A 16,460-nucleotide genomic window follows, 5' to 3' on the forward strand; every position below is an offset into this window, starting at 1 on the left:
GGCGTGACACCACGCACCACCCATACGCCAGGCCTCATCGGACCGGGCGCGACGATTGGCTTTCTGGGCGGTGGCCAGCTGGGGCGCATGACGGCCTACGCCGCGCGCTCGATGGGCTACGACATTCAGGTACTCGATCCGGAGGCGCAGTGCGCGAGCCGACCGGTCGCCTCGCGCACCATCACCGCCAAGTTCAGCGATGTGGAGGCCGCCATTGCGCTGGCCTCCGAATGCGATGTGGTGACGCTCGAGATCGAGCAGATCCATCCGGACGTGCTCGATGCGGTGGCCGCCCGCGTGCCGCTGCGACCGGGGCGCGATGCCGTCTACGTCATTCAGGACCGCATCCGCCAGAAGCAGTGGCTCGCGCGCGAAGGATTCCCGTTGGGCGCGTTCGTGGCGGCTGAGAGCGCCGACGATGTGGCCGACGCGGTGCGCACGCACGGCCGGTGCATCGCCAAGAGCACGCACGGTGGCTACGACGGCCGCGGCCAGGTGCGGCTGCGTGAGCCGGAGCAGGCCGCCGAGGCCTGGGAGGCGCTGGGCGGGCGCACGTGCCTCGTCGAGAAGATGGTGGACATCGCCTTCGAGATCTCGGTCCTCGTGGCGCGCCGCCCCGGTGGCGAGGTCGTGGTGTATCCGCCGAGTCGCAATCACCACACGAACGGCATCCTCACGTGGGCCGTGATTCCGGCGGTGATCTCCGACGACCTCACGACCAAGGCGCAGGCGCTGGCGCGCGGGATCGCCGAGCGCATTGGCATTGTGGGACTGCTGGCCGTGGAGTGCTTCGTCACGACAAGCGGTGAGCTGCTCGTGAACGAGCTCGCGCCGCGGCCGCACAATACGTATCACCACAGCGAGCGGGGCGTGGGCACGAGCCAGTTCGAGCAGCTGGTGCGCGCGATCTGCGATCTGCCGCTGGGTGACGCGCAGGTGTACGCCCCGTCGGCCATTGTGAACGTGCTGGGCGATGTGTGGGTGCAGGATGGCGCGCCACAGGTCACCGCGGCCCTCGAGGTGCCGGGCTCGCGCCTGCATCTGTATGGCAAGGCCGGGGCGCGCGCCGGTCGCAAGATGGGCCACCTCTCGGCCGTTGGGGCAACGTCGCAGGAAGCCCTTGGCCGCGTGCTGGAGAGCTATCGCCGCCTGTCGCCCGGTACCGTGAACAGCTTTGACGTGCACGAACCCGTGCTCGCCAGTCTCACCCGTTAATCCGCATGTTTCCACGCGATTTCTACGAAGTGGTCCATCTGATTGGCATTGCCATGCTGTTCGTCGCCATTGGTGGCGTGACGGTGCATGCCGCCAACGGCGGCACGAAGGCCAGCAGCGACACCCGCAAGCTCGTGACGAGCGTGCATGGCGTGGGTGCCCTGCTCATTCTCGTGGGTGGCTTTGGCATGCTGGCGCGCATCGGCTTTCAGCACGGCGGCAACTTCCCCGGCTGGCTCTGGACCAAGCTCATCATCTGGGTGATCCTGAGCGGAGTGGTGCTGCTCCCGTACCGGCGGCCCGCACTCGCGCGTCCGTTGTTTGTGGGGCTGCCGCTCCTGGCCGGCGTGGCCGTCTACATGGCGCTCTACAAGCCCTTCTGACGCCACCCGCGATCCTGTGAACATCCTCGTCCTCAACGCCGGTTCGGCGACGCTCAAGTTTCAGGTCGTGGTCACCGACAGCGACCGCATCGCGCAGGACTGCGACGAAAAGCTCGTGCGCGGGCAGATCGAGCGGATTGGCGGGGAGTCGGTCATCACGCTGCGCAACGCCGACGGCACGGTGCGCAAACGCACGGCGACGTTGCGTGACCTGCGGACGGCGGTGGATTGGCTCGTGGGCTTTGTCACCTCGCCGGAGGCGGGGACGGGTCTCACCAGCCGCGGCGACCTGCACGCCGTGGGACATCGCGTGGTGCACGGCGCCGAGCGCTTTCGGTCGAGCGTGCTGATCGACGACGCCGTGATGCACGGCATCGAAGACACCATCGAACTCGCGCCGCTGCACAACCCGCACAACCTGCGCGGCATCGAGGCGGTGCGGGCGGCGCTTGGCACGGGCGTGCCGCAGGTCGCGGTGTTCGACACGGCGTTCCATCACACGCTCCCCGAGCACGCGTTTCTCTACGCCATTCCCTACCCGCTCTACCGCCGGCATCAGGTGCGCCGGTACGGCTTCCACGGCACGTCGCATCGCTCGATTGCCTATCGCTTCCGCAAGCTCACCGGCCGCTCGCGTGAGGCGGTGAACATCGTCACGCTGCACCTCGGCAACGGTTGTTCGGCGTGTGCGATCAAGGGGGGCGAGTCGATCGACACCAGCATGGGCTTCACGCCACTCGAAGGGCTGGTGATGGGCACGCGCGCCGGCGATATCGACGCCGCGCTCCTCGACTATATCGCCGCCAAGGAAGGGCTGAGCCTGCCGCAGGTGGAAGCCCTGCTCAACAACCAGTCGGGGCTGCTTGGGCTCTCCGGGCTCACCAACGACATGCGCGACCTGCTGGCGGAAGCGCACGAGCACGACGATCGGCGCGCCCGCCTCGCGATCGAGATCTTCTGCTACCGCGCGCGGAAATACATCGGGGCGTACCTGGCCGCGATGGGCGGCGCCGATGCGGTGGTCTTTGCCGGCGGCGTGGGCGAGAACTCGGCGGAGATCCGGGCGCGGATCTGCGACGGGCTTGCGTGGGCCGGGCTTGAGCTGGATGTTGGCGCCAATGCCGCGTTGGTCGGTGGCAAGGAGGGGCGCTTCTCCACGACGGGCTCGCGGCTCGAGGCGTGGGTGGTGCCCACCGACGAGGAATTGCTGATTGCCCGGGACACGTACCGCGTGGTGGCGGGGATTCCGCTGCCGATGTGACGAAGCGGCGCGCGCAACGACACGACGTGTCGTCGCCGGGTTGCGCTCGATGCTCGCGCTCGCGATCGCGCTGTGGGCTGCGCCGATGTTCGCCCAGCGGACACCGGCGGGATTCGGTCGCATCGCCGGCGTCGTCGTGGACACCACCGGCAACCCCATGGCGAACGCGACGGTCCTCCTGCTCGGCGAACGTCGTCAGGTGCGGACCCGCGACGACGGCACGTTCCTCCTCGATAGCGTCAAGACGGGCGCCGTCCGCATCACGGCCCGCGCGATCGGCTACGTCTCCGTTGGTATCGATCTCTTCGTGCGCGCCGATTCCACGTCTTCGACACGCCTCGAATTGCTGCAGTTCGCCGTGGTCCTTCCGGCGATGACCAGCGTGGCCAGCGAGCTCGGCCTGTCCGGCATCGTGGGAGACACCACGTATCGCGCCATTCTCGGCGCCAAGGTGCAAGTGCTGGGCACCGGATTGGTGGCGTTCACCGATTCGCTCGGGCAGTTTCGCTTGCCGCTGAAGCCCGGCAGCTACATGGTGCGCATCGAGGCGAAGGGATTCCGCGGACAGGCCGTGGGCGTCAGCATCGCGCCCGACGCGGGTCGCAAGATCACCGCGCTGCTCCCGGAGATGCGCCGCATGGACGCGATCGAGATCATGCGTCAGTGGAATCTTGGCAACCTCCATGAGCGCCTGCTCGTGGCCAGCGCCGTGTACAACAAGGTGTTCACGCGCGACGATCTTCGCCGCCTGGGCATCGACGATCCGGTGCGCATTCTCGCGCAGCTGACGGCTCAACCGCTCGATCCGGACGTCTGTGTGAAGATCAACGGCGGTCCGGCCTGGGCGCCGCTCTGGAGCATTCCGATCGATGACATCGAGTTTCTGGAGGCGAACATCGCCCGCCCGGCGCGCAACACGCGCACGTCGCTCAACGGTATGACGCCGCGTGGAAACGGGGGCAGTGGCATGACCTGCCCCTATATCGCCTGGCTGCGGCAGTAAGCGCGCCGACGCCGCGCGGTCGTTGTCCGGCGAACCCCTACTTGTTTTTCCCACCGGGTCTGCCGATACTCAAGTGTGCGCGGCGATTTCCCCCGATTTGACGGGCCGCGTGCTCAACGCCAACGGCGTTGAACATCCGTCTAAGTCGTGGTCCGACGGCCCGCGACGACACAATCGACGCGGGCCGTTGGCGTTTCCGGCCCCCGCGTCGGCGTGATGGGGGAAGCCGCTGTGCACAACTGAAGATCGACCCCCTGACGGGTCCGTGGTGATTTGCCGCCGATTGCCGCCACGTTAAACAAAGAGCTAAACCGCGAGCGCCCGGCGGCCTTGTCGCTGGGCGCTTCGTTGTTGAAGGGCGGCACTCACCTGCTCCTTTGGAGAGTGCCCGATGTCTGCTACCCCCACGCACGCGAATTCGCTGTCGTTCGACCGTCCGCTCGCGGATGACACGCTGGCCCTGCATGTGGGCCAGGAGGCCGCCGATAGCGCCACCGGCGCGCGCGCCGTGCCGATCTACGCCACCAGCTCGTTCGTGTTCGACAGCCCCGAACACGCCGCCGATCTCTTCGGTCTCAAGGCGTTCGGCAACATTTACACCCGCATCAACAACCCCACGACCGACGTCTTCGAGAAGCGCATCGCCGCACTCGAAGGCGGGGTGGCCGCGGTGGCCGTTGCCAGCGGTCAGGCGGCGCAGACGCTCGCCATTCTGAACCTCGCCGAAGCGGGGCAGAACATCGTGGCGTCGCAGTCGCTCTATGGCGGTACGGTGGCGCTCTTCACGCACACCCTGCCCCGCCTCGGGATCCGCACACGCTTCGTGGACGTGCACGATCTCAAAGCCGTGGCGGCCGCGATCGACGAGAACACGCGCGCGGTGTACGTGGAGACGGTGGGCAATCCGGCGCTCGACGTGCCGGACCTCGAAGCACTGGCTCGCCTCGCGCATGAGTTCAGTCTGCCGCTCGTGGTGGACAACACGTTCGCGCCGCTGCTCTCCAAGCCCATTCAGCATGGCGCGGACATCGTGCTTCACAGCGCAACCAAGTGGATCGGCGGCCACGGGACGAGCATCGGCGGCGTCATCGTCGACGCCGGGCGCTTCGACTGGGGCGCCACGGCGCGCTTTCGCAAGTTCTACGCGGACCCGGAGCCGGCGTATCATGGCCTCCGGTTCAGCGAGGCGTTCGGCAACGTGGGCGGCGCCAACATCGCCTTCGCGGTGCGGCTGCGCGTGCTCCTGCTGCGCGATATCGGCGCCGCGCTCTCGCCGTTCAACAGCTTCCTGTTCCTGCAGGGGCTCGAGACGCTGCCGCTCCGGATTCGCCAGCACAGCGCGAACACGCTGCGCGTCGCCGAGTTCCTCGCGGCGCATCCGGCGGTGTCGTGGGTGAAGTATCCCGGGTTGTCCACGCACGCCACGCATGGCAATGCGACCCGATATCTCACCGGCGGCTTTGGCGGCGTGCTCACCTTTGGCGTGCGTGGCGGTGAAGCGGCGGCGCGGCGCTTCATCAAGGAAACGAAGCTGTTCTCGCTCCTCGCCAACGTGGGCGACGCCAAGAGCCTCGTGATTCACCCGTGGACCACGACGCACGAGCAGCTCACCGAAAGCGAACGGACGGCAGCCGGTGTCACCCCCGACCTGGTACGCCTGTCGGTGGGCCTCGAAGACGCCGATGATCTGATTGCCGACCTGTCACGTGCGCTGGCCGCCGCGGTCGCCACCGATTCCACCCGCACCACCGCTGCCGGTCCGCAGCGTACGACGAGCGCCGCATGAGCACCGTTCCGCCCTCCCTGCTCTCTCCGCGCGCCACGCGCGCTGCCGTGCGTCCGCCGGTCGCGGCCTCGGCGCGCGTCTCCACGCCGGCGTGGCCCGTCCACGATGCGGTCACCACGCTGCGCGGTATCACCCTCGAAAGCGGGGAGCGCCTCGAGCAGATCTCGGTACACTATCGCCTCGAAGGCACGCTCAATGCGGCGCGCGACAACGTGGTGCTGGTGGTGCACGCCCTCACCGGCACGACTCGCGCGAGCGAGTGGTGGAAGGGCGTGATTGGCGAAGGCGCCGCCATCGACCCCACGAAGCACGCCATCCTGTGCCCGAATCTTCTGGGCGGCTGCGATGGCACCACCGGCCCCAGCAACCACGATCCGGATGCGCTGCCGCCATTCAGCACGCGCGATCAGGCGGCGGTCCTCGCCCAGCTGCTCGACGCGCTGGACATCGACACGCCGCTGCTGATCTGTGGCGGTTCCCTGGGTGGGATGGTCACGCTGGAGTTCGCCGCCAGTTTCCCCGACCGCGTGCGGGGCGCCGTGGCCCTCGCGGCGCCCGCTGCGCAGACCGCGCAGGGGCTCGCGTGGAACGCCATCATGCGCCGCGCCCTGGCGCTGGGCGGCGCGCACGAAGGCCTCGCGCTGGCGCGCATGGTCGGCATGCTGAGCTATCGCACGCCCGAGGGCCTCGAACGCCGCTTCGGGCGCACCAAGGGCGATGCCGGTGGCTTTCGCGTGAACGAGTGGCTGGACATCCATGGCGAAAAGCTCGTCGCGCGTTTCGATGCCACGAGCTATGGCGCCCTCATCGATGCCATGGATACACACGACATCGGCCGTGGGCGCGGTGGCATCTCGGCGGCGCTCGCCCCCGTACGCGATCGCCTCACGGGTGTGGGAATTCCGGGCGACCTGCTCTACCCCGCCGAGTCGGTGCGCGAGTGGACGAATGCGGCGAACGCGGCTTACGCGGACCTGCCGAGCATCCACGGCCATGACGCGTTTCTGCTGGAGACGGAACGGGTGGCCCGCATTCTCGCGTCGGCCGTCGCAGCCGCCGAAGCGCGTCCGGTCCGGCGTCAACGCCCCGCCGTGGCGCTCGCGAACGCAACCGCACATGCGAATGCGACTGCGACCCCCGCGCGCAATGCCGTCATCACGCCTCGCAAGACGCTGCGCATTGCCCTTGCCGGCTGCGGCCACGTGGGCGGTGCGCTGCTGGACCTCCTGCGCGAGCGCGAAGGTTCGGACGTGGACGTGCAGGTGCAACGCGTGCTCGTGCGCGATCCCGCGCGCGAGCGCCCTGCCCTGCGCGCCGCCGTCGAGAGCCACCTCACCTCGGCGACCGCATGCATCACCGACCCCGACGCGCTGCTCGGTGACGATGTGGACCTGCTCGTGGAAGTGATCGGTGGCACGACCACGGCCGCCGGACTCGTGGAAACCGCGCTCCGTCGTGGCATTCGCGTGGTGACCGCCAACAAGGCACTGCTCGGCGAGCGCGGCGCCGAACTCGTCGCGCTGGCGGCGGCGCACCAGACGCGGCTCGACTTTGAGGGCGCGGTATGCGGCGCCATTCCGATCGTGCGGTGTGTCCGCAACGGTGCGGCTGGCGTTGGCATCACCAAGGTCAGTGGCATTCTCAACGGCACGAGCAACTTCGTCCTCGAACAGATCACCGCCGGCGCGTCATTCGCCGATGCCGTCGCCACCGCGCAGCGGCTGGGCTACGCCGAGGCCGATCCGACGCGTGATCTGAGCGGACAGGATGCTGAAGACAAGCTGCGCATTCTGGCGTGGCTGGCGTTCGGGGTGGAGCCGGCCTCGCTCTTCGTGTATCGCCGCGGGCTCGATGCCGAGGTGGCTCGCTGGGCGACGAGCGTGGCGCGCGACGGGGATCAGGTCAAACTGCTCGCGTCGTGCACGCTGATCGATGGGCAACTCGTCGCGCGCATCGAACCCACGCGGGTCGCCGGTGACGACGCGTGGGCGCAGGTGAAGGGGCCCTTCAACCGCATTGTGATCGAGAGTGCGTCGGCCGGCTCGATTGTGTTTCAGGGGCCGGGCGCGGGTGGACTCGCGACCGCGGGAGCGGTGTTGTCGGACGTGTTGGCGCGTTGACGGCCGTCTAGCGCCCCGTCCCGATTCCGCGCGCCCGGAGCAGCAGCCGCACCGAGTCCACCGGCAGCGGCGCGACCCGCTGTGTGCGCGTGCTGACCGGCGTGGCCATGAGCAGGGCGTTGTAGAGTGACTCCTCGGTGGCTTCGGTCACCGCCTGAAAGAGCGCCGACATCGCCTCGTTGCCCAGCTCGTCGTTCGTATTGAGCGTGGCGTCGGGATTCCGGCGCACGCGGGCGTTGGTGCTGAAGGCGAGCACGTAGTCGCCGGACCCATTCGAGGCGCTGGAGCCGGTGCGCGCGAGCCCCATCACCGCGCGCGCCGCCACGCGTTCGAGGTTGCGCGAGAGGAGCGGCGCGTCGGTGGCGATGACGATCATGCACGAGCCGTCGCCGCGTTCGGCGTTGGGATCACCGGGCGGGCGACGGGCACCGGTGGCCGGCTCCACGTCGCGCTGGAAGCTGTAGCGCCCCAGCAGCTGGCCAATGGGCACGCCGGCCATCTGCAGGACGCCGCCATAGTTGCCCTGCACCAGGACGCCCACGGTGTAGCCACCGAGCGACGCCGGCAGGCGGCGGGAGCTCGTCCCGATGCCGCCCTTCCAGCCAAACATGATGGTGCCATGCGCGGCCCCGACACTCCCCTCAGCCACCGCGCCCGTGTCCGCGGCGGCGAGCGCCTGCTGCACCGCAGCGGCGATGCCGGGCCGGGCCCGCGTGGCGTTCAGCCCGCCATCGTTGGTCTCGCCAACCACCGGGTTGATCGAACGGACCTGGGCGTTCTCCGGCCGGGCGAGCATCCACTGCGCGAGCGCATCGCCCGCCTGCCAGATGCACAGCGTGCACGTGAGCAGAATGGGGGTTTCGATTTCCCCCAGTTCGCGGAGCTGCGTGACGCCCAGCAGCTTGCCGAACCCGTTGCCCACGTGGAGCGCCGCCGGGACACGGTCGCGGAAGAGGTCCCCGCCATGAGGAATGATCGCGGTGACCCCGGTGCGGATGGAGTCACCCATCGAGACGGTCGCGTGCCCGACGCGCACCCCGGCGACATCCGTAATGGCGTTCTTGGGGCCGGGCACGAAGATCCCAGGGGCGAGGCCGAGGGTACGGGCGCGGACCTGAGCCGGCAACGCGGCCGGAAGGGCCAGCGGCGAGAGGAGGAGGAGCACGAGGAGGAGGCGCATGCCGCCTAAGATACTGCCCGACGCTTTACATTCCCCGCATGGCGCATCGCCCTCTCTATGGACATCACGCTCTGCGCGCGCGGCTGACCTCGGCGGCAGCCGACGGGCGCCTGCCGGCGAGTCTGCTCTTTCAGGGGCGGCGTGGCGTGGGCAAGCAACGGTTTGCGCTGTGGCTCGGGCAGTATCTCCTCTGTGAGCGCGCGGTCGCCGAACACCTGCCCGAACCGTGCGGGGCCTGCCAGCACTGCCGGTACGCCGAACGCGGGATGCATCCCGACCTGCACTGGTTCTTTCCGCGCCCGCGGCTCAAGGACGGTGACGCCAGCGCTGACGAGGTGAAGGGCGATCTTGGCGAAGCCATCACCGAACGCATGGAAGCGGAGGGGCTGTGGGCGCCGCCCCCCGGGACCGAGGGGCTCTACGTCGCGACCGTGCGGGCGCTGGTGCACCTCGCGTCGCTCCGGCCGGCGATGGCCAAGCGGGCGGTATTCGTGGTTGGCGACGCCGAGCGGATGGTGAGCCAGGAAGGCGCCGATCAGGCGGCCAATGCCTTTCTCAAGCTGCTCGAGGAGCCACCTCCGGGGACGACGCTGATCCTGACCACGAGCGAACCGGGCGCCCTGCTCCCGACGATCAAGTCGCGGGTGGTGTCGGTGCGGGTGCCGCCGCTGGGGCGGGCGGATATGGAGGCATTCCTCGCCGATGCGGTGGTGGCGCGGAAGCTCGCGCGCGTCCCCGCCGAGGAAGCCCTGGCCCGCGCGAACGGCGCCCCGGGCGAGCTGTTTGCCGGCGAGTCGATGTCCGCCGCGTTTGCCGCGGCGCGCAAACTGCTCGAAGCCGCCCTCGCCCCGTCGACCCCCGATGGCACCGTGGAGCGCGTGAAGGCGGCGGCCCGACAGGGCGTGGCCGGCGCGCGCGGCTCCTTCAGCGATACACTTGATGCCCTCACGCATCTGCTGCACGCGCGCACCACGCAGTTGGTGCATGCGGGTCGTGAGGCGGATGCGCGTCGCACCGCGGCGGCGCTCATTCATATCGAGACCGCCAAAGCCAAGGCGCAAGGCAACGTGAGCCCGCAACTCCTCAGCGCCCATCTGCTCACGACGCTGCATCGCACCCTGCATCCCTGACGGACATGACCGAGCCGCTTGCCTCGACTCCCGAGCCCGAATCGGGAGTCGCGCGTGACTTTTCTCACATCGATGGCCAGGGAATTTTCCGCATGGTCGACGTCAGCGAGAAGCCGATTTCCGTACGATCGGCAGTCGCGACGGGGAATATTTCCATGAAGATGGAAACATTCAACGCCATACGGGACAACAGTTTGAAGAAAGGCGATGTCATTCCAGTCGCCAGACTGGCCGGAATTCAGGCAGCCAAGAAAACGGCTGAGCTCGTTCCGCTGTGCCACCCGCTCCCGTTGTCCGGGGTCGAGGTCACGGTTAGTCTCGATGAGTCGCTACCTGGTTGTCGGGTAGAGGCATTCGCCAGAACCACCGCCCAAACCGGGGTGGAGATGGAAGCGTTGACCGCGGCGTCTGTGTCGTTGCTGACGATTTATGACATGGCCAAAGCGGTCGATCGGACGATGGAGATTTCCGGCATCGTGCTGCGCGAAAAGCGCGGCGGCACGACGGGGGATTTCACCCGGAGTCCTTGACTGACCTGCAGTAAGCGAGGGCCCATGTACGACCCAAGCGATCGAAGTGATAGAGTACCCAGCCGCGATGCGGTGGCTCGCCGGAAGCGGATGCATCGCCGCCATGCGCGCCGTCGGCTGTCGCGGGTCGCGGTAACCGCCGCGATTGTTTTTGCCGCCGCGTCGCTGGTGCGCCCCGACCGGGTCGCCACGACGGGGATCATGAGCGACACCACGACCACCACGGCGCCAAGCCGCTGGCTCGGTCGCCCCCTGGCCCGCCAGTCCGCCACGCCGCTGGCCGTGCAGCCGATCTGGAAGCCGGCCGGGGAAGTGCTCCGCCGCAAGACCGTGGCCCCGAACGGCATCGCCGCCATCGGCTTCAGCGAGTCACACGACACGGTCCATCGTGAGTCGCTCTCCCGCTGGCACCGCATCTATACGTTCAGCACGCAGTATCGCATCAAGGCCGACCTGGCCCGCCGCATCTACGATGCGTCGGTCACCGCCGGCATCGAACCGGAGCTGGGCTTCCGCCTCGTCCGGGTCGAGAGTGTCTTCAACCCGCGTGCCCAGAGCCCGGTGGGCGCCGTGGGGCTCACCCAGCTCATGCTCGGCACCGCCCGCGAGTTCGAGCCCGGCGTGACCCGCGAGCAGCTGATGGACCCGGATGTGAACCTGCGGATCGGCTTCAAGTACCTGCGGACGCTGATCCGGGAGTACAAGGGCGACCTCAAGCTCGCCCTGCTGGTCTACAACCGCGGCCCCGCCGCGGTGCAGAGCGCCCTCAGCATGGGGGTCAGCCCGGCCAACGGGTACGAAAGCCTGATGCTCCGCGGCTATCGCGGCCGGGGCACGCTGGACTGAGCGCCAATCACAATTCTGCGCTGTAAACAAAAGCGGTGAGCCAGTGGCTCACCGCTTTTTCTTGGTCGGCGCTTTCTTCGAGGTCGCCTTGGATTTGGACGTCGAATTGGCTTTAGACTTGGACGTCGCCGACCTCGATGATGACTTCGCGCCAGACTTCGAACTCTTTTTCTTGGAAGCACTTGCCTTAGCTGACTTCGTGTTCATTGTGACCTTGCTGGCGGGCCGCTTGCCGCTGCGAATTACCAGCGTCTGACCGGCCAGCACACGGCTCCCCTTGAGGCCATTGAGCGACCGGAGCCGCGCCTCCGTCAGCCCATACTTTCGGGCAATGCTCCCCAGACTCTCGCCCCGGCGTACCACGTGCACCCCGCGCGCCGAGAGCGATGCGCCGCCATTCGGACCATATCGCTCGATCGACGGATCGGGGAGTTCACGGGCCAGCGCGATCGACTCGCGATTAGGCACCCGCACCGTCTGGCCGGCGACCAGCCGCCCCTTCTTCGTGGTCTTGAGCGCGGGGTTGTACCACCGGAGTTGCTTGAGCGTGACGCCATGACGCTCCGCGAAGCCCGCGGCGGTAGTCGTGCTGCCGGCCACTTCGACGGTCTCCCAGCCGCGCAGGCTTCGCGCGTCGGCGGCGGTCATCGCCGTCTGTACCGCCTCGGCGTGACCGGTGGGCACCCGCAGCCAGACGCGGCCCTCGGGGGGCGTCACCCCGCGCAGGATCGCCGGGTTGAGCTCCTTGAGATCGCTCCCCGCCAGCCCGGATGCCGCCGCCAGCGCCTGAAGCGACGTCCCCGGCGCGACCTCGACCGAGTCGTAGGCATATAGCGGCAAGGAATCGAGCTGGATCCCGTACTTGCCCGGCATCTTGGCCACGAGGGCGGCCGCGATGAGCTGCGGGACGTAGTTCTTGGTTTCGGCACGCAGATAGTCCTGCTCGGCCAGGGCGAAGAACCGGTCCTCTCCCTCCTTCCCCTCCAGCTCGTCGGCGAAGCGGGTCAGCCCGCGGGAGACCCGCCCCGGGCCGCCGTTGTATGCCGCCGCGGCGAGGTAGTACGAACCGAACTGCTTCTGCAGGAACCCGATGAAACGGATGGCGCCGTCGGTGGCGCGAGCCGGATCGCGGCGCTCGTCCATCCACCAGTCCACCCGGAGCCCGACGTCGCGCGCGGTGCTGCTCATGAACTGCCACATCCCGACCGCCGCGGCGCGGGAGTAGGCGTGCGGATCGTAGCCGCTTTCAATGAGCGCCAGATAGGTGAGGTCCTCCGGCATCCCGCTCGCGCGCAGCTTGGCGCGGATCATGGGCTCGTACCGCGTCCCACGCGACAGGCGCTGTACGAAGCGTTCGCGCGCCCGGTTGGTGAACAGGTCGACGTAGTACTCCACCCGATCATGCGTCTCGTAGGAGCGCACATCGAGGTCCCAGACCGGCTCCTCGGGGTTCATGGAATCGGCGACCGCCACCACGGCGGAATCGCCAAAGACGGACACCGCCGTCTTGACCACCTCGTCGCGCGTCGCTGGATCCTGACGCGGCGCCGATGCAGGCGTGGTGACTGGCTTCGTCGGGGCCGGCGCCGACGACGCCGGTGTTGGGGCTGGCGCCGCGACCGGCGTGGGGTGCGAGCGGCAGGCCGATACGATCGCGACGACCGCCGTCAGCAGCGAAGCGCGAGGCACGCGCACGGGAGGCAGGGTGAAGCGCACGGGGACAACCTACCGATGCCGTGCGGCGCGCGCGACCCGAAGTGCAGTGTACATCACGTCGGGTGCATCAGGGTGTGCGCACCGCCGGTGCACCGCGCGTGCTCAGTCGCGAACTGGGAGCGGGCCCAGGAGCGGCGACACCAGCCGATTCACCGCGTGCAGCGACGCGCGAACGGTCGCCTCGATCTCGCTGCCGTCGGCAATGGCGGCGCCCACCACGCGCGTCGCGGTGCCGTCCTGACGGACCACCGCGGCCACCATCATGACCGTCGTATCGAAGGCGCGCACCGGCTTCACGCCGATCAGGTCGAAGGCGATCGCGCCGTCGGCGGCCCGGGTGAGCGCTTCAAACGTCGCCAGCGCCGCCAGGCGCAGATCACCGCCGGGGCACGCCGTGCCTTCCTGCCGCCCGACGACCACGTCGTCGCTGCGCACGTGCGCGAACTCAACCACGACCCGGGAGACCCCTGCCGGCGCCCGTTCGAGACGCGACGCCAACAACCGCAGGCGCGCGCCACCGGTCGGATCACCGACCGTGGAGGCGTCGGACGAGAAGTCGCCGAAGTGCGGGGTGGGCAGGATCATGCGGGAAGCGCGACCGGAAAGAGGACCCGACAGTGCGGATCAACCGCTACACCCCGCGGACGAGCGGTAACACGCGCCGGTCACGGGTTCTGCGCACCAGCGCGTGACGAACCGCACAGTGGCCAGGCCAATCGGCTAGGCGTCGGCGACGACGCCCGTCTCGAGCGCGAAACGCGTCAGCCCGGCCACCGAGTGGATCGACAGCTTTCGCATGAGGCTTTCGCGGTGCGCCTCCACCGTCCGGCGGCTGATCCCAAGCTCGGCGGCGATGGCCTTGTTCGTGAGCCCTCGGGCCACGCCGGCCAGCACATCGCGCTCGCGAGGCGTCAGCAGCTCGAGCTGCTGGGCCGTGGGTTCGGCCTCGGCCGCCGGCTCGACCGAGGTGAGCTTGCGTACCACCGCCGGCGAGAAGAAGGTGCCCCCCGCCTGCACCGCCCGGATGGCGGCGCGCAGCTCCTCACCCGCCGAGTCCTTGAGCAGGTAGCCGTTCGTCCCGATGCGCATCCCTTCGCGCACGTACTCGCCCTGATCATGCATCGACAACAGCAGGATCTTGGCGGTGGGGAGCAGCTCCCGGAGCCGCTCGGCCGCCTTGAGCCCCGTCTCCTCGGGCATGGTGATGTCGAGCACGATGACATCGGGGCGATGCTGCACCGCGAGGTCCACGGCGGCCCGTCCGTTCGATGCTTCCGCCACCACCTCGATGTTCGGATCGGCATCGAGGACGTACCGCAGCCCCTCGCGCACGAGGGCGTGGTCGTCGGCGATCAGGACACGAATGCGGGCTGGGCCCTCGGCGCTGGTCATGCCGGGACGCTCACTGGGATGGGGACGGAAATCCGCACTTCGGCACCCGGAGTGCGATTGGACAATTGAATATCGCCCCCCACCGCAAGGAGGCGCTCGCGCATGCCGGCGACCCCCATCCGATGTTCGGCGCCCACCACGCGACCGTTCCGGAGGGCGGCGAAGCCCTTGCCGTCATCGCGCACGAGGAGCACGAGCTGCTCCGCCTGGACCTGCACCCAGACCTGCACCGCCTTCGCGTCGGCATGACGGGCCACGTTCGACAGCGCCTCCTGCAGGGCGCGGAAGATGGCCAGCTCGGCATCGCTGCTGAGCGCTGGCAAGGTGGCCGGGCAATCGAAGGCGGTCTGCAGGCCGCTGCGTTCAGCAAAATCGGTGACCAGCGAGTGCAGCGCTGGGCGCAGCCCCAGATCATCGAGCAGCGTGGGGCGCAACGCACTCGTGACCTGCCGGATGCTGGCGATGCCGGTGTCCACGAGCGTCAGCAGGCGATCGATGCGCGGACCGGCGCCCTCCACCAGCTGTGCGCGCAGTGCCCCGATCTGCATCTTCACCGCCGAAAACACCTGGGCCGTTTCGTCGTGCAATTCGCGCGACAGACGGCGACGCTCTTCCTCGTGATGCCGCACCATGCGCACCGAGAGCTGCTCGAGGTCGCGCGTGCGGTCGGCGAGCTGTCGATCAAGCGCCCACTGCTCGAGCGCGGCGCCCACCTGCTGACCGAGCGCCATGAGGAAGTCATCGTCGAGCGCGGTGAACGGATTGCGCACCTCACCGGCCATCACGAGGGCACCCACGAGGTGCGTGCCCGACCCCACCGGGAGCGCCGCGATGAATGGCTGGCGGCCACTGGCGGCCACGACCTGCGGCTGCCGTGTCTGTCGCACCCGTCGCAACGCGGCGAGCACCGCCGGCGTGGGTTCTTCACCCACCCACGACGCCGCCACGCCCGCGCCGCGCACGAAGTGCCCGGGCGCACCGAGATCGATCGGCTCGGCCGCCGCCCGCGCGGCACGCCCCGCCTGGAGCACGCGCTCGAGCGCATCGCCGGCTTCGTCATCCGGTTCGGCGGTGCCAGCGGGCACGTCGTACAGATACATGGCCGTGCCATTCACGCCCGGCAGACCAAGCGGACGCGTCAGCAGCACATCGAGCGGATCGGCGCCGCGCTCACGCCGCTGCAAGTCACCGGAGAGCGCCGAGAGCGCGCGCACGCCGCGCCCGAGGTCGTCGAGCACGAGGAGCATCAACCCCGCCGCGACGAGCAGCTCGAAGGCGATATCGAGATAGTAGCCCCAGGGCGTCCACGCGCCCTGCGCGCGCAGGAAGGGGTAGTCGAGGTGGTGCAGTCCCCAGAGCCCAAAGGAAAACGCGAGCAGCTTGGCGCCACTCGAGCCGACGAGACGATGGTGCCGCCAGAAGACCCACCCGGTCCAGATCGTGGCCGCGCTCAAGAAGAGCACGGCCGGCAGCGCGGCCCAGATGAACTGCTGCAGCACATAGATCGCGAGATACGACCAGAGTGGCGGGAAGAGCGCCACCGCCAGGTAGATCGCGCGCGGGCGCGGCTGGCGCAGAAAGACCAGCGCCGCCCATAGCAACGCCAGTGCCGTCCAGCCGGTCGTGACCTGATGCCAGTACAGCCACACGCGCTGCCCCGACAGCAGGAACGACAGAATGCAGAACAACCGCGCGACGTACACACTCCACGCCACGGCGAACAGCCCGAACCACGGGCGTCGGTAGCGCACCCACAAGTGCGCACACAACGCTGCCACGCCGCTCGTCACCGCTCCCTGCAGCAGCGTGGCCGAGAGGTCGGGATTGATGAGACTGGGCGCGCGCAGCTCGGTATCGATCTGCAGCAGCGCCGGGAGCAGCGAACTGAGAACGCTCAC

The 16,460-nt window shown here is 68.7% G+C and carries 14 protein-coding genes and 1 riboswitch; of the genes, 9 read left to right on the forward strand and 5 right to left on the reverse strand.

What is annotated here, in order from left to right; genetic code table 11:
- Window positions 1-87: 87 nt before the first annotated feature.
- The 6 genes from purK to K2R93_12145 all read left to right on the forward strand — a co-directional run bounded on the left by purK (window position 88) and on the right by K2R93_12145 (window position 7,768).
- Window positions 88-1,215: a 5-(carboxyamino)imidazole ribonucleotide synthase gene (gene purK, locus K2R93_12120; protein ID MBY0490578.1), complete on the forward strand. Its 1,128-nt coding sequence runs from the start codon at window positions 88-90 to the stop codon at window positions 1,213-1,215.
- A gap of 5 nt (window positions 1,216-1,220) precedes the next feature.
- On the forward strand, window positions 1,221-1,598 hold the full coding sequence (locus tag K2R93_12125) for a hypothetical protein (GenBank protein MBY0490579.1): 378 nt from the start codon (window positions 1,221-1,223) through the stop codon (window positions 1,596-1,598).
- A 16-nt stretch (window positions 1,599-1,614) separates the two neighbouring features.
- A complete protein-coding gene (locus K2R93_12130; GenBank protein MBY0490580.1) occupies window positions 1,615-2,859 on the forward strand; it encodes an acetate kinase in 1,245 nt (414 codons plus the stop codon).
- Between the two features lie 49 nt (window positions 2,860-2,908).
- Window positions 2,909-3,862: a carboxypeptidase-like regulatory domain-containing protein gene (locus tag K2R93_12135; protein ID MBY0490581.1), complete on the forward strand. Its 954-nt coding sequence runs from the start codon at window positions 2,909-2,911 to the stop codon at window positions 3,860-3,862.
- Window positions 3,863-4,117: 255 nt separating this feature from the next.
- Window positions 4,118-4,189: riboswitch (SAM riboswitch) on the forward strand.
- A gap of 64 nt (window positions 4,190-4,253) precedes the next feature.
- Window positions 4,254-5,648, forward strand: coding sequence for an O-acetylhomoserine aminocarboxypropyltransferase/cysteine synthase (locus K2R93_12140; GenBank protein ID MBY0490582.1), 1,395 nt, complete (start codon window positions 4,254-4,256; stop codon window positions 5,646-5,648).
- The gene (locus K2R93_12145) at window positions 5,645-7,768 is read left to right on the forward strand and encodes a homoserine dehydrogenase (protein ID MBY0490583.1); all 2,124 of its coding nucleotides are present in this window, start codon (window positions 5,645-5,647) and stop codon (window positions 7,766-7,768) included. The genes K2R93_12140 and K2R93_12145 overlap by 4 nt, the downstream gene beginning before the upstream one ends.
- Before the next feature lie 7 nt (window positions 7,769-7,775).
- Here the strand turns inward: K2R93_12145 and K2R93_12150 are convergent, their stop codons facing one another.
- On the reverse strand, window positions 7,776-8,948 hold the full coding sequence (locus K2R93_12150; GenBank protein MBY0490584.1) for a P1 family peptidase: 1,173 nt from the start codon (window positions 8,946-8,948) through the stop codon (window positions 7,776-7,778).
- A gap of 38 nt (window positions 8,949-8,986) precedes the next feature.
- On the opposite strand from K2R93_12150, the gene K2R93_12155 reads away from it, so the two are divergent.
- The 3 genes from K2R93_12155 (at window position 8,987) to K2R93_12165 (ending at window position 11,454) form a co-directional block, all read left to right on the forward strand.
- Window positions 8,987-10,078 carry a hypothetical protein gene (locus K2R93_12155; protein ID MBY0490585.1) on the forward strand — a complete coding sequence of 364 codons (1,092 nt, stop codon included), beginning with the start codon at window positions 8,987-8,989 and terminating at the stop codon, window positions 10,076-10,078.
- 5 nt (window positions 10,079-10,083) lie between these two features.
- Window positions 10,084-10,608, forward strand: a complete 525-nt coding sequence (gene moaC / locus K2R93_12160; protein MBY0490586.1) for a cyclic pyranopterin monophosphate synthase MoaC — start codon at window positions 10,084-10,086, stop codon at window positions 10,606-10,608.
- A 90-nt stretch (window positions 10,609-10,698) separates the two neighbouring features.
- The gene (locus K2R93_12165) at window positions 10,699-11,454 is read left to right on the forward strand and encodes a transglycosylase SLT domain-containing protein (protein ID MBY0490587.1); all 756 of its coding nucleotides are present in this window, start codon (window positions 10,699-10,701) and stop codon (window positions 11,452-11,454) included.
- Between the two features lie 48 nt (window positions 11,455-11,502).
- Here K2R93_12165 and K2R93_12170 read toward each other — a convergent pair whose 3' ends face one another.
- From K2R93_12170 to K2R93_12185, 4 genes are all read right to left on the reverse strand, one after another.
- Complete coding sequence (locus K2R93_12170; protein MBY0490588.1) at window positions 11,503-13,170, reverse strand: transglycosylase SLT domain-containing protein; 1,668 nt, start codon at window positions 13,168-13,170, stop codon at window positions 11,503-11,505.
- Window positions 13,171-13,272: 102 nt separating this feature from the next.
- Window positions 13,273-13,755, reverse strand: a complete 483-nt coding sequence (locus K2R93_12175) for a hypothetical protein (GenBank protein MBY0490589.1) — start codon at window positions 13,753-13,755, stop codon at window positions 13,273-13,275.
- A 135-nt stretch (window positions 13,756-13,890) separates the two neighbouring features.
- On the reverse strand, window positions 13,891-14,562 hold the full coding sequence (locus tag K2R93_12180) for a response regulator transcription factor (protein ID MBY0490590.1): 672 nt from the start codon (window positions 14,560-14,562) through the stop codon (window positions 13,891-13,893).
- Window positions 14,559-16,460, reverse strand: coding sequence for a sensor histidine kinase (locus tag K2R93_12185; GenBank protein ID MBY0490591.1), 1,902 nt, complete (start codon window positions 16,458-16,460; stop codon window positions 14,559-14,561). The genes K2R93_12180 and K2R93_12185 overlap by 4 nt, the downstream gene beginning before the upstream one ends.

It is taken from the genome of Gemmatimonadaceae bacterium (genome assembly GCA_019752115.1).
In the GTDB taxonomy this organism is placed as follows: domain Bacteria; phylum Gemmatimonadota; class Gemmatimonadetes; order Gemmatimonadales; family Gemmatimonadaceae; genus Gemmatimonas.